This is a genomic window from Stenotrophomonas sp. YJH_SMC_12-1, from assembly GCF_059370935.1.
Window position 1 is genome coordinate 1 of sequence record NZ_JCAFUD010000002.1, and the last position, 19,642, is coordinate 19,642.

The 19,642-nt window shown below is 63.5% G+C and carries 31 protein-coding genes; 30 read left to right on the forward strand and 1 reads right to left on the reverse strand.

Annotated features, from left to right (window positions below; translation table 11 throughout):
* The 29 genes from AC5P8Y_RS03395 to AC5P8Y_RS03535 all read left to right on the forward strand — a co-directional run.
* On the forward strand, positions 1 to 141 hold a 141-nt coding region (locus tag AC5P8Y_RS03395), incomplete at its 5' end, for an EF-Tu C-terminal domain-related protein (RefSeq protein WP_487247787.1).
* 332 nt (positions 142 to 473) lie between these two features.
* Complete coding sequence (gene rpsJ / locus AC5P8Y_RS03400) at positions 474 to 785, forward strand: 30S ribosomal protein S10 (protein ID WP_005408208.1); 312 nt, start codon at positions 474 to 476, stop codon at positions 783 to 785.
* Positions 786 to 796: 11 nt separating this feature from the next.
* Entirely contained in the window at positions 797 to 1,447 is a 651-nt protein-coding gene (gene rplC, locus AC5P8Y_RS03405; RefSeq protein ID WP_004145336.1) for a 50S ribosomal protein L3, read from the forward strand.
* A gap of 12 nt (positions 1,448 to 1,459) precedes the next feature.
* Complete coding sequence (gene rplD / locus AC5P8Y_RS03410) at positions 1,460 to 2,065, forward strand: 50S ribosomal protein L4 (RefSeq protein WP_019659578.1); 606 nt, start codon at positions 1,460 to 1,462, stop codon at positions 2,063 to 2,065.
* On the forward strand, positions 2,062 to 2,361 hold the full coding sequence (rplW, locus tag AC5P8Y_RS03415) for a 50S ribosomal protein L23 (protein WP_004145338.1): 300 nt from the start codon (positions 2,062 to 2,064) through the stop codon (positions 2,359 to 2,361). Before rplD ends, rplW begins: the two co-directional genes overlap by 4 nt.
* Positions 2,362 to 2,371: 10 nt before the next feature.
* Positions 2,372 to 3,199 (forward strand): 50S ribosomal protein L2, encoded by an 828-nt coding sequence (gene rplB, locus AC5P8Y_RS03420; protein ID WP_004145339.1) that lies wholly within the window; start codon positions 2,372 to 2,374, stop codon positions 3,197 to 3,199.
* A 6-nt stretch (positions 3,200 to 3,205) separates the two neighbouring features.
* Positions 3,206 to 3,475, forward strand: a complete 270-nt coding sequence (rpsS, locus tag AC5P8Y_RS03425) for a 30S ribosomal protein S19 (RefSeq protein ID WP_005415413.1) — start codon at positions 3,206 to 3,208, stop codon at positions 3,473 to 3,475.
* 12 nt (positions 3,476 to 3,487) lie between these two features.
* Entirely contained in the window at positions 3,488 to 3,823 is a 336-nt protein-coding gene (rplV, locus tag AC5P8Y_RS03430) for a 50S ribosomal protein L22 (protein WP_004145348.1), read from the forward strand.
* An 18-nt stretch (positions 3,824 to 3,841) separates the two neighbouring features.
* A complete protein-coding gene (gene rpsC / locus AC5P8Y_RS03435; protein WP_005415414.1) occupies positions 3,842 to 4,576 on the forward strand; it encodes a 30S ribosomal protein S3 in 735 nt (244 codons plus the stop codon).
* A gap of 5 nt (positions 4,577 to 4,581) precedes the next feature.
* On the forward strand, positions 4,582 to 4,995 hold the full coding sequence (gene rplP / locus AC5P8Y_RS03440) for a 50S ribosomal protein L16 (RefSeq protein WP_004154486.1): 414 nt from the start codon (positions 4,582 to 4,584) through the stop codon (positions 4,993 to 4,995).
* A complete protein-coding gene (rpmC, locus tag AC5P8Y_RS03445; RefSeq protein WP_004154487.1) occupies positions 4,995 to 5,180 on the forward strand; it encodes a 50S ribosomal protein L29 in 186 nt (61 codons plus the stop codon). Before rplP ends, rpmC begins: the two co-directional genes overlap by 1 nt.
* A gap of 11 nt (positions 5,181 to 5,191) precedes the next feature.
* Positions 5,192 to 5,461 (forward strand): 30S ribosomal protein S17, encoded by a 270-nt coding sequence (gene rpsQ, locus AC5P8Y_RS03450; protein WP_004154489.1) that lies wholly within the window; start codon positions 5,192 to 5,194, stop codon positions 5,459 to 5,461.
* Between the two features lie 12 nt (positions 5,462 to 5,473).
* On the forward strand, positions 5,474 to 5,842 hold the full coding sequence (rplN, locus tag AC5P8Y_RS03455) for a 50S ribosomal protein L14 (protein ID WP_010483978.1): 369 nt from the start codon (positions 5,474 to 5,476) through the stop codon (positions 5,840 to 5,842).
* Positions 5,843 to 5,858: 16 nt separating this feature from the next.
* Positions 5,859 to 6,176, forward strand: coding sequence for a 50S ribosomal protein L24 (gene rplX, locus AC5P8Y_RS03460; protein WP_004154490.1), 318 nt, complete (start codon positions 5,859 to 5,861; stop codon positions 6,174 to 6,176).
* Positions 6,177 to 6,187: 11 nt separating this feature from the next.
* Positions 6,188 to 6,730, forward strand: coding sequence for a 50S ribosomal protein L5 (gene rplE / locus AC5P8Y_RS03465; RefSeq protein ID WP_005415416.1), 543 nt, complete (start codon positions 6,188 to 6,190; stop codon positions 6,728 to 6,730).
* A gap of 18 nt (positions 6,731 to 6,748) precedes the next feature.
* A complete protein-coding gene (rpsN, locus tag AC5P8Y_RS03470) occupies positions 6,749 to 7,054 on the forward strand; it encodes a 30S ribosomal protein S14 (RefSeq protein WP_019659577.1) in 306 nt (101 codons plus the stop codon).
* A gap of 258 nt (positions 7,055 to 7,312) precedes the next feature.
* Positions 7,313 to 7,711: a 30S ribosomal protein S8 gene (rpsH, locus tag AC5P8Y_RS03475; protein WP_021204581.1), complete on the forward strand. Its 399-nt coding sequence runs from the start codon at positions 7,313 to 7,315 to the stop codon at positions 7,709 to 7,711.
* Positions 7,712 to 7,729: 18 nt separating this feature from the next.
* Positions 7,730 to 8,254 (forward strand): 50S ribosomal protein L6, encoded by a 525-nt coding sequence (gene rplF, locus AC5P8Y_RS03480; RefSeq protein WP_019659576.1) that lies wholly within the window; start codon positions 7,730 to 7,732, stop codon positions 8,252 to 8,254.
* Positions 8,255 to 8,334: 80 nt separating this feature from the next.
* Positions 8,335 to 8,694, forward strand: a complete 360-nt coding sequence (gene rplR / locus AC5P8Y_RS03485; protein WP_026346969.1) for a 50S ribosomal protein L18 — start codon at positions 8,335 to 8,337, stop codon at positions 8,692 to 8,694.
* 161 nt (positions 8,695 to 8,855) lie between these two features.
* A complete protein-coding gene (gene rpsE, locus AC5P8Y_RS03490) occupies positions 8,856 to 9,398 on the forward strand; it encodes a 30S ribosomal protein S5 (RefSeq protein WP_004154496.1) in 543 nt (180 codons plus the stop codon).
* Positions 9,391 to 9,582, forward strand: a complete 192-nt coding sequence (gene rpmD / locus AC5P8Y_RS03495) for a 50S ribosomal protein L30 (protein ID WP_005408214.1) — start codon at positions 9,391 to 9,393, stop codon at positions 9,580 to 9,582. The genes rpsE and rpmD overlap by 8 nt, the downstream gene beginning before the upstream one ends.
* 6 nt (positions 9,583 to 9,588) lie before the next feature.
* Complete coding sequence (rplO, locus tag AC5P8Y_RS03500; protein WP_004154498.1) at positions 9,589 to 10,032, forward strand: 50S ribosomal protein L15; 444 nt, start codon at positions 9,589 to 9,591, stop codon at positions 10,030 to 10,032.
* A 7-nt stretch (positions 10,033 to 10,039) separates the two neighbouring features.
* On the forward strand, positions 10,040 to 11,407 hold the full coding sequence (gene secY / locus AC5P8Y_RS03505) for a preprotein translocase subunit SecY (protein WP_005408215.1): 1,368 nt from the start codon (positions 10,040 to 10,042) through the stop codon (positions 11,405 to 11,407).
* Positions 11,408 to 11,754: 347 nt separating this feature from the next.
* On the forward strand, positions 11,755 to 12,111 hold the full coding sequence (rpsM, locus tag AC5P8Y_RS03510) for a 30S ribosomal protein S13 (RefSeq protein ID WP_004154500.1): 357 nt from the start codon (positions 11,755 to 11,757) through the stop codon (positions 12,109 to 12,111).
* 11 nt (positions 12,112 to 12,122) lie between these two features.
* Entirely contained in the window at positions 12,123 to 12,512 is a 390-nt protein-coding gene (gene rpsK, locus AC5P8Y_RS03515; protein ID WP_004145443.1) for a 30S ribosomal protein S11, read from the forward strand.
* A gap of 15 nt (positions 12,513 to 12,527) precedes the next feature.
* On the forward strand, positions 12,528 to 13,157 hold the full coding sequence (gene rpsD / locus AC5P8Y_RS03520; protein WP_004145446.1) for a 30S ribosomal protein S4: 630 nt from the start codon (positions 12,528 to 12,530) through the stop codon (positions 13,155 to 13,157).
* Between the two features lie 55 nt (positions 13,158 to 13,212).
* The gene (locus AC5P8Y_RS03525) at positions 13,213 to 14,211 is read left to right on the forward strand and encodes a DNA-directed RNA polymerase subunit alpha (protein ID WP_005408216.1); all 999 of its coding nucleotides are present in this window, start codon (positions 13,213 to 13,215) and stop codon (positions 14,209 to 14,211) included.
* A 191-nt stretch (positions 14,212 to 14,402) separates the two neighbouring features.
* Positions 14,403 to 14,786 (forward strand): 50S ribosomal protein L17, encoded by a 384-nt coding sequence (gene rplQ, locus AC5P8Y_RS03530; protein ID WP_005408217.1) that lies wholly within the window; start codon positions 14,403 to 14,405, stop codon positions 14,784 to 14,786.
* Positions 14,787 to 15,027: 241 nt separating this feature from the next.
* The gene (locus tag AC5P8Y_RS03535; RefSeq protein WP_005412342.1) at positions 15,028 to 15,534 is read left to right on the forward strand and encodes a disulfide bond formation protein B; all 507 of its coding nucleotides are present in this window, start codon (positions 15,028 to 15,030) and stop codon (positions 15,532 to 15,534) included.
* Between the two features lie 121 nt (positions 15,535 to 15,655).
* Here the strand turns inward: AC5P8Y_RS03535 and AC5P8Y_RS03540 are convergent, their stop codons facing one another.
* A complete protein-coding gene (locus AC5P8Y_RS03540) occupies positions 15,656 to 17,782 on the reverse strand; it encodes a TonB-dependent receptor (protein WP_495201840.1) in 2,127 nt (708 codons plus the stop codon).
* A 221-nt stretch (positions 17,783 to 18,003) separates the two neighbouring features.
* Here AC5P8Y_RS03540 and AC5P8Y_RS03545 point away from each other — a divergent pair, with 221 nt between their 5' ends.
* Positions 18,004 to 19,389 carry a class II 3-deoxy-7-phosphoheptulonate synthase gene (locus tag AC5P8Y_RS03545; protein ID WP_033835443.1) on the forward strand — a complete coding sequence of 462 codons (1,386 nt, stop codon included), beginning with the start codon at positions 18,004 to 18,006 and terminating at the stop codon, positions 19,387 to 19,389.
* Positions 19,390 to 19,642 lie beyond the last annotated feature (253 nt).

Below are 19,642 nucleotides of genomic sequence, written 5' to 3' on the forward strand. Positions count from 1 at the left end.
GAAATGGTGATGCCGGGTGACAACGTCAAGATGGTCGTCACCCTGATCAACCCGGTGGCGATGGACGAAGGCCTGCGCTTCGCCATCCGCGAAGGCGGCCGCACCGTCGGCGCCGGCGTGGTCTCGAAGATCATCGAGTAATCTGGTAGTATCTGCGCCCCGATGTTGCCTGGGTAGGGCATCGGGGCGTATCAAATGGGAAAGCAGGCACAGGATGTGCCTTGTGTTCCCCGGACCAGGAAGGGTCAATGCCATTCAGGCGGCGTCAACAGGCGACTGTTGACAGCTGCCTTGTGTGCCATTATGCTTCTACGTCTGGGCAGGCCGGGAAACTGGTCTGCCTACGTTTTTGAGGTCCATGGAGTGACCTTGTCGGCCTGCAGGAGTGTGGGCCGTCCGTATTCAGGAATTTCATGGGGCAAAGCAACCCAGAGGCTTTGTCTGTCGCTCTTTTAACGAAGGAACCTACCGCCATGGCGGACCAAAAGATCCGGATCCGGCTGAAAGCGTTCGATCATCGTCTGATCGACCGTTCGGCCAGCGAGATCGTTGAAACGGCAAAGCGGACCGGCGCGCAAGTGCGTGGCCCGATCCCGCTGCCGACCAAGATCGAGCGCTACACCGTTCTCGTCTCCCCGCACGTCGACAAGGACGCGCGTGACCAGTACGAGACCCGCACGCACAAGCGCGTGCTCGATATCGTTGACCCGAATGACAAGACCGTGGACGCGCTGATGAAGCTCGAACTGGCTGCCGGCGTCGACGTTCAGATCAAGTTGACCTGAGGACTACGACCATGACGAAGAAGTATTCGTTGGGCTTCGTGGGCCGCAAGGCCGGCATGAGCCGCGTGTTCACTGAAGATGGCCGCTCCATCCCGGTGACCCTGATCGAAGCAACCCCGAACCGCATCGCGCAGATCAAGACCGTCGAAACCGACGGCTACAGCGCCGTGCAGGTGACCGTCGGCGCGCGTCGCGCTGCCCTGGTCAACAAGCCGGAAGCCGGCCACTTCGCCAAGGCGAAGGTGGAAGCGGGTCGTGGCCTGTGGGAATTCCGCGTTGAAGACGCGCAGCTCGGCGATTTCGCCGTTGGCGGCGAAGTCAAGGCGGACATCTTCGAAGTCGGCCAGATCGTCGACGTCCAGGGTGTCACCAAGGGTAAGGGCTTCCAGGGCACCATCAAGCGCCACAACTTCCGTATGGGCGATGCAACCCACGGTAACTCGCTGTCGCATCGCGCGCCGGGTTCGCTGGGTCAGCGCCAGACCCCGGGTCGCGTTTTCCCGGGCAAGAAGATGTCGGGCCACATGGGCGCGGTGCAGCAGAGCACCCAGAACCTGGAAGTGGTCAAGGTCGACGTCGAGCGCGGTCTGATCGCCGTTCGCGGCGCCGTTCCGGGCGCGGCGGGTGGCGATGTGATCGTCCGTCCGGCGAGCAAGGCATAAGGAGAGATGACGATGGAACTCGTTATCACGGGTAGCAACAACAAGGTCTCGGTCTCCGAAGCCGTGTTCGGTCGCGATTTCAGCGAAGATCTGGTCCACCAGGTCGTCGTTGCTTACCGCAACGCCGGTCGCGCCGGCACCAAGGCACAGAAGACTCGCTCCGAAGTGGCTGGTACCACCAAGAAGTCGAAGAAGCAGAAGGGCGGCGGCGCGCGTCATGGCGCACTGACGGCGCCGATCTTCGTCGGCGGCGGTGTCACCTTCGCGGCCAAGCCGCGCAGCTTCGAGCAGAAGGTCAATCGTAAGCAGTACCGTGCCGCCATGTGCGCGATCCTGTCCGAGCTGAACCGTCAGGGCCGTCTGACCATCGTGGAGTCCTTCGACGTCGAAGTGACCAACACGAAGGGTCTGGTCGCCAAGCTGGCCGGCCTGGAGGTGGGCAAGCGCCCGCTGATCGTCACCGAAGAAGCGTCCGAGCACCTGTACCTGTCCGCCCGCAATCTGCCGTACGTGCAGGTGCGTGACGTCCAGGGCCTGGATCCGGTCTCGCTGGTGGGTGCCGACACGGTCGTCATCACCGCTGACGCGGTCAAGAAGGTCGAGGAGTGGCTGGCATGAACAGCAACGAAAAAATCTTCAGCGTGCTGCGTGCCCCGCGTGTCTCCGAAAAGACCGCGCGCCTGCAGGAACTCTCCAACCAGTATGTCTTCGAAGTTTCGAACGAAGCCACCAAGGCCGATGTAAAGGCCGCGGTTGAGCAGCTGTTCGACGTCAAGGTCGAAGCTGTCAACGTGGTCAACGTCAAGGGCAAGAACAAGTCCTTCCGTAACCGTGCTGGCCGCCGCGGCGATTGGCGCAAGGCGTACGTTCGCCTGGCCGATGGCCAGTCGATCGATGTAACGGCCAAGGCCTGAGGTACATCCCATGCCATTGATGAAATTCAAGCCCACTTCCCCCGGCCGCCGTTCGGCCGTGCGCGTGGTCACTCCCGACCTGCACAAGGGTGCTCCGCACGCTGCCCTGGTCGAGTCGCAGAGCCGCTCGGGTGGTCGTAACCACCATGGCCGCATCACCGTGCGTCACGTCGGTGGTGGTGCCAAGCAGCACTACCGCATCATCGACTTCAAGCGCAACAAGCTGGGCATCCCGGCGCGCGTGGAACGCATCGAATACGATCCGAACCGCACCGCCCACATCGCCCTGCTGTGCTACGTCGACGGTGAGCGTCGCTACATCATCGCCCCGAAGGGCCTGAAGGCCGGTGATCAGGTGATCGCTGGTTCGGATGCCCCGATCAAGGCCGGCAACACCCTGCCGCTGCGCAACATCCCGGTCGGCACCACCATCCACTGCATCGAACTGAAGCCGGGCAAGGGCGCTCAGATCGCTCGCGCCGCTGGTGCGGCCGTGCAGCTGGTGGCTCGCGAAGGCATCTACGCCACCCTGCGCCTGCGCTCGGGTGAAATGCGTAAGGTTCCGGTCGAGTGCTGCGCCACCATCGGTGAAGTCGGCAACGACGAGCACAGCCTGGAAAAGCTGGGCAAGGCCGGTGCCAAGCGTTGGCGCGGCGTCCGCCCGACCGTTCGTGGTGCTGCCATGAACCCGGTTGACCACCCGCACGGTGGTGGTGAGGCCAAGGCCGGCCAGGGTAACCCGCATCCGGTCACCCCGTGGGGTGTCCCGACCAAGGGTTACAAGACGCGCCATAACAAGCGCACTCAGCAGTTCATCGTCCGCGATCGTAGGGGCTAATCGACCATGGCACGTTCACTCAAGAAGGGCCCGTTCGTCGATCACCACCTCGTCAAGAAGGTGGAGGCCGCTGCGGGCAGCAAGAAGCCGATCAAGACCTGGTCGCGCCGTTCGATGATCCTGCCTGACATGGTAGGCATCACCATTGCCGTGCATAACGGCAAGAACCACATCCCGGTTCTCGTCAACGAGAACATGGTCGGCCACAAGCTCGGCGAATTTGCCATCACCCGGACCTTCAAGGGTCACGGTGGTGACAAGAAGTCGGGCAAGTAAGGAGAGATGACAATGGAAGCGAAAGCCATCCTGCGCACTGCGCGCATCTCCCCGCAGAAGGCTCGTCTGGTCGCTGACCAGGTGCGCGGTCTGCCGGCCGAACGTGCGGTCAACCTGCTGAAGTTCTCGGACAAGAAGGCTGCCCACCTGATCAAGAAGGTGGTGGAGTCGGCTATTGCCAATGCCGAGAACAACCAGGGCGCCGACGTCGACGAGCTGAAGGTTCAGACCATCATGGTTGATGAAGGTCCGACCCTGAAGCGTTTCATGGCGCGGGCGAAAGGCCGCGGTACCCGCATCCTCAAGCGCACCAGCCACATCACTGTGGTTGTGGGCGCCGCCAAGTAAGCGGATAAGGAAAAGACCATGGGTCATAAAGTTCATCCGATTGGTATCCGCCTCGGCATTTCCAAGGACTGGAACTCCAAGTGGTACGCCAACAAGGCCGAGTTCGCCGGTTACCTGGCAGCCGACCTGAAAGTGCGCGACATGCTGCGCAAGAAGCTAGCCCAGGCCGGCATCAGCAAGATCCTGATCGAGCGTCCGGCCAAGACCGCTCGCGTGACGATCCACACCGCCCGTCCGGGCGTGGTGATCGGCAAGCGCGGTGAGGACATCGAGAAGCTGCGCAAGGAAGTGAGCGAGATGATGGGCGTCCCGGCGCACATCAACGTCACCGAAGTGCGCAAGCCGGAACTGGACGCGCAGCTCGTTGCCGAGTCGATCGCCCAGCAGCTGGAGCGTCGCATCATGTTCCGCCGTGCAATGAAGCGCTCGGTCGGCAACGCGATGCGCCTGGGTGCCCTGGGCATCAAGGTCAACGTCGGTGGCCGCCTCAACGGTGCAGAAATCGCCCGTTCGGAGTGGTACCGCGAAGGCCGCGTGCCGCTGCACACCCTGCGTGCCGACATCGACTATGGCTTCGCTGAAGCCAAGACGACCTACGGCATCATCGGCATCAAGGTCTGGATCTACAAGGGCGAGGTCTTCGATTTCTCCCAGGTTGGCCAGGAAAAGCAGGACGACACCCCGTCGCGCAACGATCGTCACGATCGCGGCGACCGTGGTGACCGTCAGCGCCCGGCCCGTGAAGCGAGGTAACGACAATGTTGCAACCCAAGCGAACCAAGTACCGCAAGGTACACAAGGGCCGTAACGATGGCCTGAGCTGGAGCGCCAACGCTGTCAGCTTCGGCGAATACGGCCTGAAGGCAACCGCACACGGTCAGCTGACCGCGCGCCAGATCGAAGCGGCCCGCCGCTCGATCAGCCGCTACGTCAAGCGCGGCGGCAAGATGTGGATCCGCGTGTTCCCCGACAAGCCCATCACCAAGAAGCCCATCGAAGTCCGAATGGGTTCGGGTAAGGGTAACGTGGAATACTGGGTGGCCCAGATCCAGCCCGGCCGCATGATCTATGAAATCGAGGGTGTTTCCGAGGAAGTGGCTCGCGAGGCGTTCCGCCTGGCCGCCGCCAAGCTCTCGGTCACCACCACTTTCGTGACCCGTACGGTGCGCTGATGGATATCAAAACTCTCCGTGAAAAGTCGGCTGACGAACTCAAGGCCCACCTGATCGACCTGCGTAAGGAACAGTTCTCTGTCCGTATGCAGCAGGTCACCGGCCAGCTGCCGAAGACCCACGACATTCGCCGGGTCCGTCGCGAGATTGCTCGCGTCAAGACCCTGCTCGGCAGCACGAAGTAAGGATGGCCGCTATGAGCGACAATACTGAAAAGAAGACGCTGCGCACGGTCGAAGGCCGTGTCGTCAGCAACAAGATGGACAAGACGGTTACCGTCCTGGTTGAGCGTCAGGTCAAGCACGCGCTGTACGGCAAGTACATCAAGCGCTCGACCAAGCTGCACGCCCACGATGCCGACAACGCCTGCAAGGAAGGCGATGTCGTCCGCGTGACCGAGATTGCTCCGATGTCCAAGACCAAGAACTGGCGCGTGGTGGAAGTCATCACGCGTGCGGCTGAATAAGGAGTCTGAATCATGATCCAGATGCAGAGCTACCTTGACGTCGCGGACAATTCGGGTGCCAAGCAGGTGATGTGCTTCAAGGTGCTGGGTGGTTCCAAGCGCCGTTACGCCGGCATCGGCGACATCATCAAGGTCACCGTGAAGGATGCGATTCCGCGCGGCAAGGTCAAGAAGGGTGAAGTGTATGACGCCGTCGTGGTGCGTACCCGCAAGGGTGTGCGTCGCGCCGACGGTTCGCTGATCCGCTTCGACGGCAACGCGGCCGTCCTGCTGAACAACAAGCAGGAGCCGATCGGTACCCGTATCTTCGGGCCGGTGACCCGTGAACTTCGTTCGGAGAAGTTCATGAAGATCGTCTCGCTCGCTCCCGAAGTGCTGTGAGCGACAGGAGATAATCATGGCTAACCGTATCAAGAAGGGCGACCAGGTTGTCGTCAACGCTGGCAAGGACAAGGGCAAGCAGGGCGAAGTCGTCCGCGTCGACGGCGACCGTGTGGTCGTCGCCAACGTGAACATCGTCAAGCGCCACACCAAGCCGAACCCGCAGGCAGGTGTTGCCGGCGGCGTGGTCGAGCGCGAAGCTTCGATCCATATCTCCAACGTGAACGTGCTGAACCCGGCTTCGGGCAAGGGCGAACGCGTTGGCTTCAAGGTGCTGGAGGATGGACGCAAACTGCGTGTGTTCCGCTCCAGCGGTGAGGCGCTCGACGCCTGAGGAATGTGAAGATGACTTCCCGTCTCGAAAAGATCTACAAGGAAGAAGTGGTGCCGGCGCTGATGAAGCAGTTCGGCTACACCAATCCGATGGAAGTACCGAAGCTCGTCAAGGTCACCCTGAACATGGGTGTCGGCGAGGCTGCCACCAACAAGAAGATCCTGGAAAACGCCGTCGCGGACATGACCAAGATTTCCGGCCAGAAGCCGGTTGTCACCAAGTCGCGTATCTCGGTCGCGTCGTTCAAGATCCGTGATGGTTGGCCGATCGGCTGCAAGACCACGCTGCGTCGCCACAAGATGTACGAGTTCCTGGACCGCCTGATCAACATCTCGCTGCCGCGCGTGCGCGACTTCCGTGGTGTTTCCGGCCGTTCCTTCGACGGCCGCGGCAACTTCAACATGGGTGTGAAGGAACAGATCATCTTCCCGGAAATCGACTTCGACGCCGTCGATGCGATCCGCGGCATGGATATCGCCATCACCACCACTGCGAAGACCGATGCGGAAGCGAAGGCGCTGCTGGCAGCGTTCAAGTTCCCGTTCCGTAACTGATCTGTCGAGGAAACCGAAATGGCAAAGACCTCCATGGTCAACCGCGACATCAAGCGGGAAAAGCTGGCCAAGAAGTACGCTGAAAAGCGTGCGGCTCTGAAGAAGATCGTGTCCTCCGTGGACGCGACCTACGAAGAGAAGATCGAGGCCGCAACCAAGCTGGCCAAGCTGCCGCGCGATTCGTCGCCGAGCCGCCAGCGTAATCGTTGCGAGCTGTCGGGTCGTCCGCGTGGCGTCTACAGCAAGTTCGGCCTGGGCCGTAACAAGCTGCGTGAAGCCACCATGCGTGGCGACGTGCCGGGTCTGCGCAAGGCCAGCTGGTAACCCCAGCCGGCCCTGCGATCAGGAGCCCCTTCGGGGGTTCCTGAACCGGGCAGGGGAGGCATTCAGCTTTCCCGACGCAAAAAAACCGAGGAGCCCGGCGCAAGCCGGGCTCTTTTGGCGTATACTCCCGCGTCTTGCCCTGCGCAAACGGGGTCGTAGGAGTGGGCTTCCGGCCCGCTGCATCAAGGGACCTGGCCCGTTTCCAGGAGACAACAGATTTTCGCGAAAGCGGATATCGGTGCACTCAAAGGTACTCATATGAGCATGACTGATCCCATCGCCGACCTGCTGGTCCGCATCAAGAATGCGGCCGCGGTGGGCAAGCAGACGGTGAAAGCCCCGTCGTCCAAGATCAAGGTTGCGATCGCCCAGGTCCTGAAGGACGAGGGTTACATCGCCGACCTGCGCGTGACCCAGCTGGAAAACAACAAGTCCGAGCTGGAAATCGTGCTGAAGTATTTCGAAGGCAAGCCGGTCATCGCGACCCTGAAGCGCTTCTCGCGTTCGGGCCTGCGCCAGTACCGCGGCAAGAGCGAGCTGCCGAAGGTCATGAACGGCCTGGGTATCTCCATCATTTCCACCTCCAAGGGCATCATGACTGATGCGCAGGCGCGCCAGCTGGGCGTCGGCGGCGAAGTCCTGTGCTTCGTGGCCTAAGGCGAAAGGAGTAGAACTATGTCCCGCGTAGCCAAGAAGCCGATTACCCTGGGTAAGGTTGAACTGAACGTCCAGTCGGACAGCGTCACCGCCAAGGGCCCGAAGGGCACCCTGTCGCTGGCCAAGCCGGCCGGTATTGCCATCAACGTCGACAACGGCGTTGCCACCCTGAGCACCGAAAGCGCCGACCTGGTCGCACTGACCGGTACCGTGCGTGCGATCCTGTCCAACATGGTCAAGGGCGTGTCCGAAGGCTTCGAGCGCAAGCTGGAGCTGGTGGGCGTGGGTTACCGCGCTGCCATGCAGGGCAAGGACCTGAACCTGTCGCTGGGCTTCTCGCACCCGGTCGTGTTCGTGGCGCCGGAAGGCATCACGCTGTCGACCCCGACCCAGACCGAGATCCTGGTCCAGGGCGCTGACAAGCAGGTCGTCGGTGAAGTTGCCGCCAAGATCCGTGCGTTCCGCAAGCCGGAACCGTACAAGGGCAAGGGCGTGAAGTACTCCGACGAAGTCATCATCCGTAAGGAAGCCAAGAAGGCATAAGCGCGAGTCCCTCGCAAGAGCCCGCACATCCCTGTGCGGACTTCTCAGGGAAAAGCTCTTCCTTCAGCTTTCAAGGAATAATCAAAATGAACAAGAACATCGCCCGCCTGCGTCGCGCCAAGTCGACCCGTGCCCACATCCGTGAGCTCGGCGTCGCCCGCCTGTCGGTGCTGCGCACCGGCCAGCACCTGTACGCCCAGGTCTTCACCGCCGACGGCTCCAAGGTGCTGGCTGCTGCCAACACCACCCAGGCCGACGTCATCGAAGGCCTGAAGAACGGCAAGAACGCCGATGCTGCTGCCAAGGTTGGCCGCATCGTTGCCGAGCGCGCCAAGGCCGCCGGCATCGAGAAGGTTGCCTTCGATCGTTCGGGCTACCGCTACCACGGCCGCATCAAGGCCCTGGCAGAAGCCGCCCGCGAAGCCGGCCTGCAGTTCTAAGGGACAAAGGCAGGGGGCCATTGGCCTCCTGCCCACCTGCTCGCCAGCCTGAGTGAGGCTGGACGGCGCCGCTCTTCTGCAGCGGCCCACCGGAACGCCGCGTCACGCCACAACCATAAGCGGCTTCGAGCCGTATATACCCAAACAACCAAGGAATCAACATGGCAGAAGAGCGTCAGCAGCGGGGTCGCGATCGCGACCGTAACCGCGAAGAGAAGATCGACGACGGCATGATCGAAAAGCTGGTCGCGGTCAACCGCGTCAGCAAGACCGTCAAGGGTGGCCGCCAGTTCACCTTCACCGCCCTGACCGTCGTCGGCGACGGCGAAGGCAAGGTCGGTTTCGGCTATGGCAAGGCCCGCGAGGTGCCGGTTGCCATCCAGAAGTCGATGGAACAGGCCCGCAAGAACCTGGTCAGCGTTGACCTGAACAACGGCACCCTGTGGCACACCATCAAGGATGGTCACGGCGCAGCCCGCGTGTTCATGCAGCCGGCTTCGGAAGGTACCGGCGTGATCGCCGGCGGTGCCATGCGCGCCGTGCTGGAAGCCGTTGGCGTGAAGAACGTGCTGGCCAAGGCCACCGGTTCGCGCAACCCGATCAACCTGGTGCGTGCCACCGTGAAGGGCCTGGCTGCTGCACAGTCGCCGGCTCGCATCGCGGCCAAGCGCGGCAAGAAGGTGGAGGAACTCAACCATGGCTAATGAGTCCAACAAGACTGTCAAGGTCCGCCTGGTGCGTGGCCTGCGTGGTACCCAGTCGCGTCACCGCCTGTCGGTGCGTGCGCTGGGCCTGAACAAGCTCAACGATGTGCGTGAACTGAAGGACAGCCCGCAGGTGCGCGGCCTGATCAACAAGGTTCAGTACCTCGTCCAGGTTGAGGAGTAATCGACCATGACTCTGCGTCTCAATGAACTGAGCCCGGCACCGGGCGCCCGCACCGAGCGTACCCGCGTCGGTCGCGGTATCGGCTCGGGCCTGGGCAAGACTGCCGGCCGCGGCCACAAGGGTTCGTTCGCCCGCAAGGGTGGCGGCAAGATCAAGGCTGGCTTCGAAGGCGGCCAGACCCCCATGCAGCGTCGTCTGCCGAAGATCGGCTTCCGTTCGCCGATCGCCAAGGACACCGCTGAAGTGCTGCTGTACGCGCTGGACAAGCTGCCGGCCGGTGAGATCGACTTCGCCGCCCTGCGTGCTGCCAAGCTGGTCCCGAGCACTGCCAAGAAGGCCAAGGTCGTCGTCAAGGGCGAAGTGACCAAGGCGTTCACCCTGAAGGGTATTGCTGCCACGGCGGGTGCCAAGGCCGCGATCGAAGCTGCCGGCGGCAGCGTAACGGAGTAAGAAAATCATGGCGCAAGCTGGCATCGGTAACCTCGCGGGCGGAATGGGCAAGTTCACTGAACTTCGCCAACGTTTGCTGTTCGTCGTCGGGGCTTTGATCGTCTATCGCATCGGCTGCTACGTGCCGGTGCCGGGCGTCAATCCCGATGCCATGCTTGCCATGATGCAACAGCAGGGCGGCGGCATCGTGGACATGTTCAACATGTTCTCGGGCGGCGCCCTGCACCGTTTCAGCATCTTCGCGCTGAACGTGATGCCGTACATCTCGGCATCGATCGTGATGCAGCTGGCCGTGCACATCTTCCCCGCCCTGAAGGCGATGCAGAAGGAAGGTGAGTCCGGCCGCCGCAAGATCACCCAGTATTCGCGCATCGGCGCCGTGCTGCTGGCAGTGGTGCAGGGCGGCTCGATCGCGCTGGCCCTGCAGGGCCAGGTCTCGCCGTCGGGCGCTCCGGTCGTGTACGCGCCGGGCATGGGCTTCGTGCTCACCGCCGTGGTCGCGCTGACCGCCGGCACCATGTTCCTGATGTGGGTCGGTGAGCAGGTCACCGAACGCGGCATCGGCAACGGTGTGTCGCTGATCATCTTCGCCGGTATCGTCGCAGGCCTGCCGGGTGCGATCATCCACACCTTCGACGCCTACCGCGACGGCAACATCCAGTTCATCCAGCTGCTGCTGATCGCCATCGTCGTGCTCGCCTTCACCTTCTTCGTGGTGTTCGTCGAACGTGGCCAGCGCCGGATCACGGTCAACTACGCGCGCCGCCAGGGCGGTCGCAACGCGTACATGAACCAGACCTCGTTCCTGCCGCTGAAGCTCAACATGGCCGGCGTCATCCCGGCGATCTTCGCCTCGAGCCTGCTGGCGTTCCCGGCCACCCTGGCCATGTGGTCCGGCCAGGCTGCCAATCAGAGCAGCTTCGGCCAGGTCCTGCAGAAGGTCGCCAATGCCCTCGGCCCGGGCGAGCCGCTGCACATGATCGTGTTCGCTGCGCTGATCACCGGTTTCGCGTTCTTCTATACCGCGCTGGTGTTCAACTCGCAGGAAACCGCCGACAACCTGAAGAAGTCGGGCGCGCTGATTCCGGGCATCCGCCCGGGCAAGGCCACCGCCGATTACATCGACGGCGTGCTGACCCGCCTGACCGCAGCCGGCTCGGCCTACCTGGTGATCGTCTGCCTGCTGCCGGAACTGATGCGCACGCAGCTGAACGCCTCGTTCTACTTCGGTGGTACTTCGCTGCTGATCGTGGTGGTGGTGGTGATGGACTTCATCGCCCAGGTGCAGGCGCACCTGATGTCCCACCAGTACGAGAGCCTGCTGAAGAAGGCCAACCTGAAGGGCGGCAACCGCGGCGGTTTTGCCCGCGGCTGATTGGCCTGTTATACTTTCGTCTTCCTGACGTGATGGTCCCTCCGCTTCGCGGACTCCGGCCACACAAACGAAGGGCGGCCCCCGCAGCGGTTCCGGGTGGGGGTGTGATGAGGTGGTCCCGCGCTGGAGTAGCGCGGGCGGCCCCGGGGGGAACCCCAGGTCCAACCCCATCCGGCGCCGGAGCCTGGGCACACTCCCCAGGCCGGGTTCATGAAACCAATGGTTTCACGGGCTTCCATGTAAACCGGAACCTTGTTAGTATCGCTAGTTCACTTTTTTGATCCATCCCGCCGGATTGGCGTGCCCGAGGCGCGCTGTCGGCCATCACTCAGCTGGAGAACCGCGTCATGGCGCGTATTGCAGGCGTCAACCTGCCAGCCCAGAAGCATGTCTGGGTCGGGTTGCAAAGCATTTACGGCATCGGCCGTACCCGTTCGAAGAAGGTCTGCGAAGTCGCAGGCGTTGCTTCGACCACCAAGATCCGCGATCTGTCGGAGCCGGAAATCGAGCGCCTGCGCGCCGAAGTCGGCAAGTACATCGTGGAAGGCGATCTGCGCCGTGAGATCGGCATCGCGATCAAGCGCCTGATGGACCTGGGCTGCTACCGCGGCCTGCGTCACCGTCGTGGCCTCCCGCTGCGTGGCCAGCGCACCCGTACCAACGCCCGCACCCGCAAGGGTCCGCGCAAGGCGATCAAGAAGTAAGGGACTGAGAAATGGCTAAGCCCGCTGCTAAGACCAAGAAGAAGATCAAGCGCGTCGTCACCGACGGCGTTGCCCACGTCCACGCTTCGTTCAACAACACCATCGTCACCATCACCGACCGCCAGGGCAACGCTCTGTCGTGGGCGACCTCCGGTGGCGCTGGCTTCCGCGGTTCGCGCAAGTCGACCCCGTTCGCTGCCCAGGTGGCCGCTGAAAAGGCCGGTCGTGCTGCGCTGGACTACGGCGTGAAGTCGCTGGAAGTTCGCATCAAGGGCCCGGGTCCGGGCCGTGAGTCGGCCGTGCGTTCGTTGAACAACGTCGGCTACAAGATCACCAACATCATCGACGTGACGCCTATCCCGCACAACGGGTGCCGTCCGCCGAAGAAGCGTCGCGTCTAAAGGGAGCGATAAGAAATGGCTCGTTATATCGGTCCTACCTGTAAGCTCGCCCGCCGCGAAGGCGCCGACCTGTCCCTGAAGAGCCCGGCGCGTGCGCTGGACTCGAAGTGCAAGCTGGAGCAGAAGCCCGGCCAGCACGGCGCCACTGCCCGCAAGGGCAAGCTGTCCGACTACGCCACCCAGCTGCGTGAAAAGCAGAAGGTCAAGCGTATCTACGGCCTGCTGGAGCGTCAGTTCCGCAACTACTACAAGAAGGCCTCGACCAAGAAGGGCAACACCGGCGAGAACCTGCTGCAGCTGCTGGAAACCCGCCTGGACAACGTCGTCTACCGCATGGGCTTCGCCGTGACCCGTCCGGCTGCCCGTCAGCTGGTGTCGCACCGCGGCGTCACCGTGAATGGCAAGTCGGTCAACCTGGCTTCGTACCAGGTCAAGGCTGGCGACGCCATCGCTCTGTCTGAAAAGGCTGCCAAGCAGCTGCGCGTCCAGGAAGCCCTGACCGTCGCCGCCCAGCATGACCTGAGCCCGTCGTGGGTTGAAGTGGATTCCGGCAAGTTCACCGGCATCTTCAAGGCTGTTCCGGATCGTTCGGATCTGCCTGCGGACATCAACGAAGCGCTGATCGTCGAGCTGTATTCGAAGTAATTCACATTGGAGAGCCCCCGGCGACGGCCGGGGGTTCACTAGGAGAACCCGCAACATGACGGTTACCGCCAACCAGGTTCTGCGTCCTCGCGGTCCGCAGATCGAACGCCTTACCGACACCCGTGCAAAGGTCGTTATCGAACCTTTGGAGCGGGGTTACGGGCATACGCTGGGTAATGCCCTGCGTCGCGTGCTGCTGTCGTCCATCCCGGGCTTCGCCATCACGGAAGTCGAAATCGACGGCGTGTTGCATGAGTACACCACGGTCGAAGGTCTGCAGGAGGACGTGCTCGAAGTCCTGCTGAACCTCAAGGACGTGGCCATCCGTATGCACTCCGGCGACAGCGCCACCCTGTCCCTGTCCAAGCAGGGCCCGGGCGTTGTCACCGCTGCCGACATCAAGGTCGACCACAATGTGGAGATCCTGAACGGCGACCATGTGATCTGCCACCTGACCAAGGACACGGCAATCAACATGCGTCTGAAGATCGAACGTGGTTTCGGCTACCAGCCGGCTGCCGCGCGTCGTCGTCCGGACGAAGAAACCCGTGCCATCGGCCGCCTGGTCCTGGATGCCTCGTTCTCGCCGGTCCGCCGCGTCGCCTATGCCGTGGAAGCGGCCCGCGTCGAACAGCGTACCGACCTGGACAAGCTGGTCATCGATATCGAGACCAACGGCACCATCGACGCCGAGGAAGCCGTGCGCACCGCCGCCGACATCCTCAGTGACCAGCTGTCGGTGTTCGGTGACTTCACCCACCGCGACCGCGGTGCGGCCAAGCCGGCAAACAACGGCGTGGATCCGGTGCTGCTGCGCCCGATCGACGATCTGGAGCTGACCGTGCGTTCGGCCAACTGCCTGAAGGCTGAAAGCATCTACTACATCGGCGATCTGATCCAGAAGACCGAAGTGGAGCTGCTGAAGACCCCGAACCTGGGCAAGAAGTCGCTCACCGAGATCAAGGAAGTGCTGGCTCAGCGCGGCCTGTCGCTCGGCATGAAGCTGGAGAACTGGCCGCCGGCCGGTGTCGCCAGCCACGGCATGCTGGGCTGATATCGGTAATGCCTGAAGGCTCCACCGTTCGCGGTGGGGCCTTCAATGCAACACACCATGCCATGACGAACCGCAGGTTCGCGCGGCAGGTCGTCCAGGACGGGCGGCCAGGACCATCCGCAGTCCGCGCAGCAACGCCAGGATGGCGACAACGATCTACACAGCCACATCATTAACCAAGGAATATCACCATGCGTCACCAGAAGTCTGGCCGTAAGTTCAGCCGCACCAGCGCCCACCGCGAAGCGATGTTCAAGAACATGGCCGCCTCGCTGTTCAAGCACGAGCTGATCAAGACCACCCTGCCGAAGGCCAAGGAACTGCGCCGCGTTGCCGAGCCGCTGATCACCCTGGCCAAGGTCGACTCCGTCGCCAACCGCCGTCTGGCCTTCGCCCGCCTGCGCGACAACGAAGCCGTGGGCAACCTGTTCACCATCCTGGGCCCGCGCTACGCGAACCGTCCGGGCGGCTACCTGCGCCTGCTGAAGTGCGGCTTCCGCGCCGGCGACAACGCGCCGATGGCCTACGTTGAGCTGGTTGACCGTCCGGTCGTGGCCGAGGAAGTGGCCGAGTAATCGGACCGCTCCAACGCGACACAGCGAAAGCCCGGCCTCTGCCGGGCTTTTGCGTTTCCAGGGCTCGGATCCCTTTCCGCAGGAAAGGGCCCTGACCCCGGGCAGGCAGCACCGCAGGCCAGAGCCCTTTGCATTCGCACTGGGATCTGACCCGCACCGTTCCGACAGGCGTCACCTGTGGCGGTTCGAATGGCACGCACTCTCGGTTACGCTTGGCGCCTGATCCATTTGAGCGTTGACGATGAATCCACTGCGCTGGCCCTTCCGCGCCCAGTTCTTGCTGGGCTTCCTGATCTGCGCGGGCCTGCTTGGCTACGCGATCTTCCTGCAGTTGAAGATGGGCCTGGAGCCGTGTCCGCTGTGCATCTTCCAGCGCCTGGCCTTTGCCGCGCTCGGCCTGCTGTTCCTGATCGGTGCGCTGCACGGGCCCTCCAACCGCCCGGGACGCGCGACCTATGGCGTGCTGGCGTTCATTGCCGCCGCAGTGGGTGCCGGCATCGCCGCGCGCCACGTCTACGTGCAGATGCTGCCGCCGGAAATGGGCTCCACCTGTGGCCCGCCGCTGGCGTTCCTGAGCGAGACCATGGGACCGCTGGAAGTATTCCGCACGGTACTGACCGGTACCGGCAACTGCGGCAACATCGACTGGACCTTCCTGGGCCTGACCATGCCGATGTGGTCGGGCGTGTGGTTCGTGCTGCTGGCGTTGTGGGCGCTCGTGGTGTCGCTGGGCAAGGTCAAGCGCTGAAAGCGAAACGGGGTCGGGTCCCTTGGCATCGCAAAGGGCTCTGACCCCAATCGTTGACGAAGGGTAGTGCCGGCCGCTGGCCGGCACACCGTGAGGATGCCGGCCAGCGGCCGGCACTACCTCAGAAGTCCTGCTGCAGGCTCAGGTAAGCACCTCGGCGCGGTCCCCACTGCGGGGCGAAGACGCCGACACCGCCACCGTCGCGCAGCTGGTAGCTGCGATCCAGTGCGTTGATCACGGCCAGTTGGACGTGCAACGGATGGCCGCTGTCGGCATTGAAGTCGTGCCCGGCGCTGAGGTTCACCTGCAGGTACGACGGCAGCTCGCCGCCGTTGGGTACGCCCTCGATGTCCGAACGCAGGCCGCTGCCGAACACGTAGTTGGCACCGATCCGGTTGTGTCCGGCAAAGGCGTAGCTGAAGCCACCCGATGAGGTCAGTTTCTGGTCGTGGTCGAGGTGGATCCAGTGGTCGGCCACATAGGCCAGCGCGTCCGGATCGAGGTTGTACTGGCTGGTGATCACCTGGGTGCCGATGGCCTTGTTGTACGCCGCGTTGAAGTAGGCGCTGAACGGGCCGTTGCTGTAGTCGGCACTGAACTCCAGTCCACGGATGTGGCCACGGCGATAGTTGAACGTCGAGTAGATGTAGGCGGCGCCGAACTGGCCTTCGTCCTGCAGGCGTGCGACGCGTCGGTCATACGCGTCCAGGCCCAGGGTCAGGTGCTCGCCCAGTTGCTGCGAGACGCCGATGTCGTAGTAGTCGCTGCGCTCGGCCAGCGGCGTGTTGTTGCCGCCGCTGGGCTGCTGGTTGGTGGTGCCGTCGTACAGCGCGATGTCGCTGCTGGCAATCAACTCGCTGGCCGGTGGCGTGAAGTAGCGCGAATAGCCGGCGTGCACGGTGGTGCTGTCGCTGGCATTCCAGACCACGCCCACGCGCGGGCTGAGCTGGCCTTCGGTGCGGCCGAAGGCCTTGTAGCGGTCGCCACGCAGGCCGTAGTTCACGGTCCAGTCGTCGCCGATCTTCCACTCGTCCTGTACGTACAGTGCCAGCGTACTGGCGTGGAACGCGCTGCGGTCGGGGATCAACAGCGGTGTCGTGCCGAACTGCTGGCCGCCGTCATCAACCGGGAACACCCAGCTGTTGCTGCTGGCCCGCGCGTTCTCGTAATTGCCGTACAGGCCATAGCGCAGCGTGTGGTCGTTGCCCAACGGCGTTGAGAAGTCGGCCTGCAGGGTGTTGGCGCGGTTGCTGCGCTGGACCTGCGAGGCGACGCCACTGAACACCAGGTCGCCCACCACGTCCGGGTTGAACGCCACGTCGCTGTAGCGCTGTCCGGCCGATAGCTGGTACGCGGTGCCGCCCAGCGTGCCCTGCAGCACCAGCATGCCGAAGCGGGTGGTCTCGCGCTGGGTCTCATCCAGCTGGCTGGAGTCGAAGGTGGTGGTGTCCAGATAACCGAACTGTGGGGTCTGCCCGGGGTTGACCGGGATCTGGAAGCGGTTGTTGGCGAAACCGGCGAACACGCTCAGGCGGGTGTTGTCATTGACCAGGTAGGTCAGGTCGGCGAAGGCCTTGCCCTGGTGGGTGTCGTCGTGCAGCGGCTTGCGTGAGTTGGTGGGGTTCTCCAGGCCGACCTCGTTCTGGTCGTAATTGCCGGTCAGGAACCAGCTCCAGCGCCCCTGGCTGCCCCACCACGAGGCGTTCGGATTGATCTTGCCGAACGAGCCGGTGGTCAGCCCCGCGCTGCCGCCATTGCCCAGCCCGGCACCGTTGCGGGTGGTGATGTCGACCACCGCTGCGGTGCGCTCGCCGAACTGCGCCGGCAGTGCGCCGTCCATCAGGCGGATGCTCTTGATGGTGCGCGCGTCCAGGGTCTGGCCGAAGCCGGAGATCGATTCGGGCAGCAGCACGCCGTTGATGCGGTACTGCAGGTTGGCGTGGTCGCCACGCACATGCACGCCGCCATAGGAGTCCTGGACCATGCCAGGGGCCTGCAGCAGTACCTGGCTGAGTGGCGCGGAGGCACCCAGCGGCTGCTTCTGGATGTCCTCGGCGGTGATCTGGTACTGGCTGCTGCCGATGTCCGGCGACAGCGTGTTGCGGGCCTGGTCGAGCTGGGCGTGGACGGTGACCGCATCCAGATCCTTGACGGACGAAGCGGGGGCGTCGGCTGCCGAGGCGAAGGCGGGCAGGCTGGCCAGAGCCAGGGCGAAGGTGATGCCGGTAGCGAGGGGCGAGGGCTTCATGGTGGGAGAGGTGGCGGCTGGATGTGGAAGGGGCCGGTCCATGACATTGAAGTGTTACTCCGTAACAAATCATGCGCCTGTCCCGGGCGGCTGACCATGCAGGATCTGGCCGCTGGCGTCGGCCTTTCTCTGCCGTTCAGGCGAGCCGGTAGGCCGGACCGGCCCTTTGCGTCAGCGGCCGGCTCTGCGACCATGACCGCCCCCCATCCCGGAAGTCTGCAATGAGCCTGTCCGCCGTTCCGCCTGTGCCCGATCCCGCCGCGACCGCCGCTGCCTGGTCGCCGGAGAGCTGGCGGGGCAAGACCGCGCTGCAGATGCCGACCTATCCCGACCCGGTAGCCCTGGAGGCGGCCCTGCACGAGCTTAAGCGGCTGCCACCGCTGGTCACCTCATGGGAGATCCTGGCGCTGAAGCAGCAGCTGGCCGAGGCCCAGGAAGGCAAGCGCTTCCTGCTGCAGGGCGGCGACTGCGCCGAGAACTTCAGCGACTGCGAATCGGGCACCATCTCCAACCGGCTGAAGGTCCTGCTGCAGATGAGCCTGGTGCTGGTGCACGGCCTGCGCCAGCCGGTGATCCGCGTTGGCCGCTTTGCCGGCCAGTACGCCAAGCCGCGTTCGGCCGATACCGAGACCCGCGACGGCGTGACCCTGCCGAGCTACCGCGGCGATGTGATCAACGCCCCCGCTTTCACTGAAGCAGCGCGTCTGCCGGACCCGAAGCGGATGCTGCAGGCCCACGCGCATTCGGCGATGACGATGAACTTCGTGCGTGCGCTGATCGACGGTGGTTTCGCTGACCTGCACCACCCCGAATACTGGAACCTGGAGTGGGTAAGCCACTCGCCGCTGGCGGCCGAGTACCAGAAGATGGTGGCCTCGATCGGCGATGCGGTGCACTTCATGGAGACCCTGGCCGGGGCCCGCGTGCACAACCTCAACCGCATCGACTTCTACACCTCGCATGAAGCGCTGCTGCTGCCCTACGAGCAGGCGCTGACCCGCCAGGTGCCGCGCCAGCAGGGCTGGTTGAACCTGAGCACGCATTACCCGTGGATCGGCATGCGCACGGCTGCGCTCGATGGCGCGCACGTGGAATACCTGCGTGGCGTGCGCAATCCGATTGCGATCAAGGTCGGCCCGTCGGTGACGCCGGACCAGCTGCTGCGCCTGATCGATGTGCTCAACCCGCACGACGAACCGGGTCGACTGAGCTTCATCCATCGCATGGGTGCGGCGCAGATCGCCGAGAAGCTGCCGCCGCTGCTGGATGCCGTCAAGCGTGATGGCCGCCGCGTGCTGTGGGTGTGCGATGCGATGCATGGCAACACCGAAAGCACTGCCAATGGCTTCAAGACGCGTCGCTTCGACAACGTGCGTGGCGAAGTGGAGATGTCGTTTGATCTGCATGCGGCCGCGGGCACGCGCCTGGGTGGCGTGCACCTGGAGCTGACCGGCGAGGACGTGACCGAATGCACCGGTGGTGCGCGCGAACTGACCGAGCGTGACCTGGAGCGTGCGTATCGCTCAACGGTGGACCCGCGGTTGAATTATGAGCAGTCGCTGGAGATCGCGATGGCGATCGTGCGCAAGCAGGAGCAGGTGCGGTAAGGGGTTTTCGGCAGGGCTTGCAGCCCTGCACCTGCTGCAATCAACGTCAACGGCAAAAGCCGAAGCCGAAGCAGCGGCAACAGCATGCATTCCATGGGCTGGCGGGGCGGTGTCGGAGTGCGGGGACGCTGCAAGTACGTCCCTGTAAGCTTGGCAGCCGCATCCATGCGGCTGACACCCCGCACTCCGACACCGCCCTACCTTCGACAGGTTCGGGTCGCTATTGGTGGGTGCCGACCGTTGGTCGGCACAT

What these genes read in the sequence shown, in the direction of transcription:
- rpsH (WP_021204581.1), top strand. Translation starts at nt 7,313, where the DNA reads ATGAGCATGACTGATCCCATCGCCGACCTGCTGGTCCGCATCAAGAAT.
- AC5P8Y_RS03535 (WP_005412342.1), top strand. Translation starts at nt 15,028, where the DNA reads ATGAATCCACTGCGCTGGCCCTTCCGCGCCCAGTTCTTGCTGGGCTTC.
- AC5P8Y_RS03545 (WP_033835443.1), top strand. Translation starts at nt 18,004, where the DNA reads ATGAGCCTGTCCGCCGTTCCGCCTGTGCCCGATCCCGCCGCGACCGCC.
- rpmC (WP_004154487.1), top strand. Translation starts at nt 4,995, where the DNA reads ATGGATATCAAAACTCTCCGTGAAAAGTCGGCTGACGAACTCAAGGCC.
- rpsK (WP_004145443.1), top strand. Translation starts at nt 12,123, where the DNA reads ATGGCTAAGCCCGCTGCTAAGACCAAGAAGAAGATCAAGCGCGTCGTC.
- rpsJ (WP_005408208.1), top strand. Translation starts at nt 474, where the DNA reads ATGGCGGACCAAAAGATCCGGATCCGGCTGAAAGCGTTCGATCATCGT.
- rplW (WP_004145338.1), top strand. Translation starts at nt 2,062, where the DNA reads ATGAACAGCAACGAAAAAATCTTCAGCGTGCTGCGTGCCCCGCGTGTC.
- rpsD (WP_004145446.1), top strand. Translation starts at nt 12,528, where the DNA reads ATGGCTCGTTATATCGGTCCTACCTGTAAGCTCGCCCGCCGCGAAGGC.
- rplF (WP_019659576.1), top strand. Translation starts at nt 7,730, where the DNA reads ATGTCCCGCGTAGCCAAGAAGCCGATTACCCTGGGTAAGGTTGAACTG.
- rplC (WP_004145336.1), top strand. Translation starts at nt 797, where the DNA reads ATGACGAAGAAGTATTCGTTGGGCTTCGTGGGCCGCAAGGCCGGCATG.
- rplB (WP_004145339.1), top strand. Translation starts at nt 2,372, where the DNA reads ATGCCATTGATGAAATTCAAGCCCACTTCCCCCGGCCGCCGTTCGGCC.
- rplD (WP_019659578.1), top strand. Translation starts at nt 1,460, where the DNA reads ATGGAACTCGTTATCACGGGTAGCAACAACAAGGTCTCGGTCTCCGAA.
- rpsQ (WP_004154489.1), top strand. Translation starts at nt 5,192, where the DNA reads ATGAGCGACAATACTGAAAAGAAGACGCTGCGCACGGTCGAAGGCCGT.
- rpmD (WP_005408214.1), top strand. Translation starts at nt 9,391, where the DNA reads ATGGCTAATGAGTCCAACAAGACTGTCAAGGTCCGCCTGGTGCGTGGC.
- rplN (WP_010483978.1), top strand. Translation starts at nt 5,474, where the DNA reads ATGATCCAGATGCAGAGCTACCTTGACGTCGCGGACAATTCGGGTGCC.
- rpsE (WP_004154496.1), top strand. Translation starts at nt 8,856, where the DNA reads ATGGCAGAAGAGCGTCAGCAGCGGGGTCGCGATCGCGACCGTAACCGC.
- rplV (WP_004145348.1), top strand. Translation starts at nt 3,488, where the DNA reads ATGGAAGCGAAAGCCATCCTGCGCACTGCGCGCATCTCCCCGCAGAAG.
- rpsM (WP_004154500.1), top strand. Translation starts at nt 11,755, where the DNA reads ATGGCGCGTATTGCAGGCGTCAACCTGCCAGCCCAGAAGCATGTCTGG.
- AC5P8Y_RS03540 (WP_495201840.1), bottom strand. Translation starts at nt 17,782, where the DNA reads ATGAAGCCCTCGCCCCTCGCTACCGGCATCACCTTCGCCCTGGCTCTG.
- rplP (WP_004154486.1), top strand. Translation starts at nt 4,582, where the DNA reads ATGTTGCAACCCAAGCGAACCAAGTACCGCAAGGTACACAAGGGCCGT.
- rplE (WP_005415416.1), top strand. Translation starts at nt 6,188, where the DNA reads ATGACTTCCCGTCTCGAAAAGATCTACAAGGAAGAAGTGGTGCCGGCG.
- secY (WP_005408215.1), top strand. Translation starts at nt 10,040, where the DNA reads ATGGCGCAAGCTGGCATCGGTAACCTCGCGGGCGGAATGGGCAAGTTC.
- rplQ (WP_005408217.1), top strand. Translation starts at nt 14,403, where the DNA reads ATGCGTCACCAGAAGTCTGGCCGTAAGTTCAGCCGCACCAGCGCCCAC.
- rplO (WP_004154498.1), top strand. Translation starts at nt 9,589, where the DNA reads ATGACTCTGCGTCTCAATGAACTGAGCCCGGCACCGGGCGCCCGCACC.
- rpsS (WP_005415413.1), top strand. Translation starts at nt 3,206, where the DNA reads ATGGCACGTTCACTCAAGAAGGGCCCGTTCGTCGATCACCACCTCGTC.
- AC5P8Y_RS03525 (WP_005408216.1), top strand. Translation starts at nt 13,213, where the DNA reads ATGACGGTTACCGCCAACCAGGTTCTGCGTCCTCGCGGTCCGCAGATC.
- rplX (WP_004154490.1), top strand. Translation starts at nt 5,859, where the DNA reads ATGGCTAACCGTATCAAGAAGGGCGACCAGGTTGTCGTCAACGCTGGC.
- rpsC (WP_005415414.1), top strand. Translation starts at nt 3,842, where the DNA reads ATGGGTCATAAAGTTCATCCGATTGGTATCCGCCTCGGCATTTCCAAG.
- rpsN (WP_019659577.1), top strand. Translation starts at nt 6,749, where the DNA reads ATGGCAAAGACCTCCATGGTCAACCGCGACATCAAGCGGGAAAAGCTG.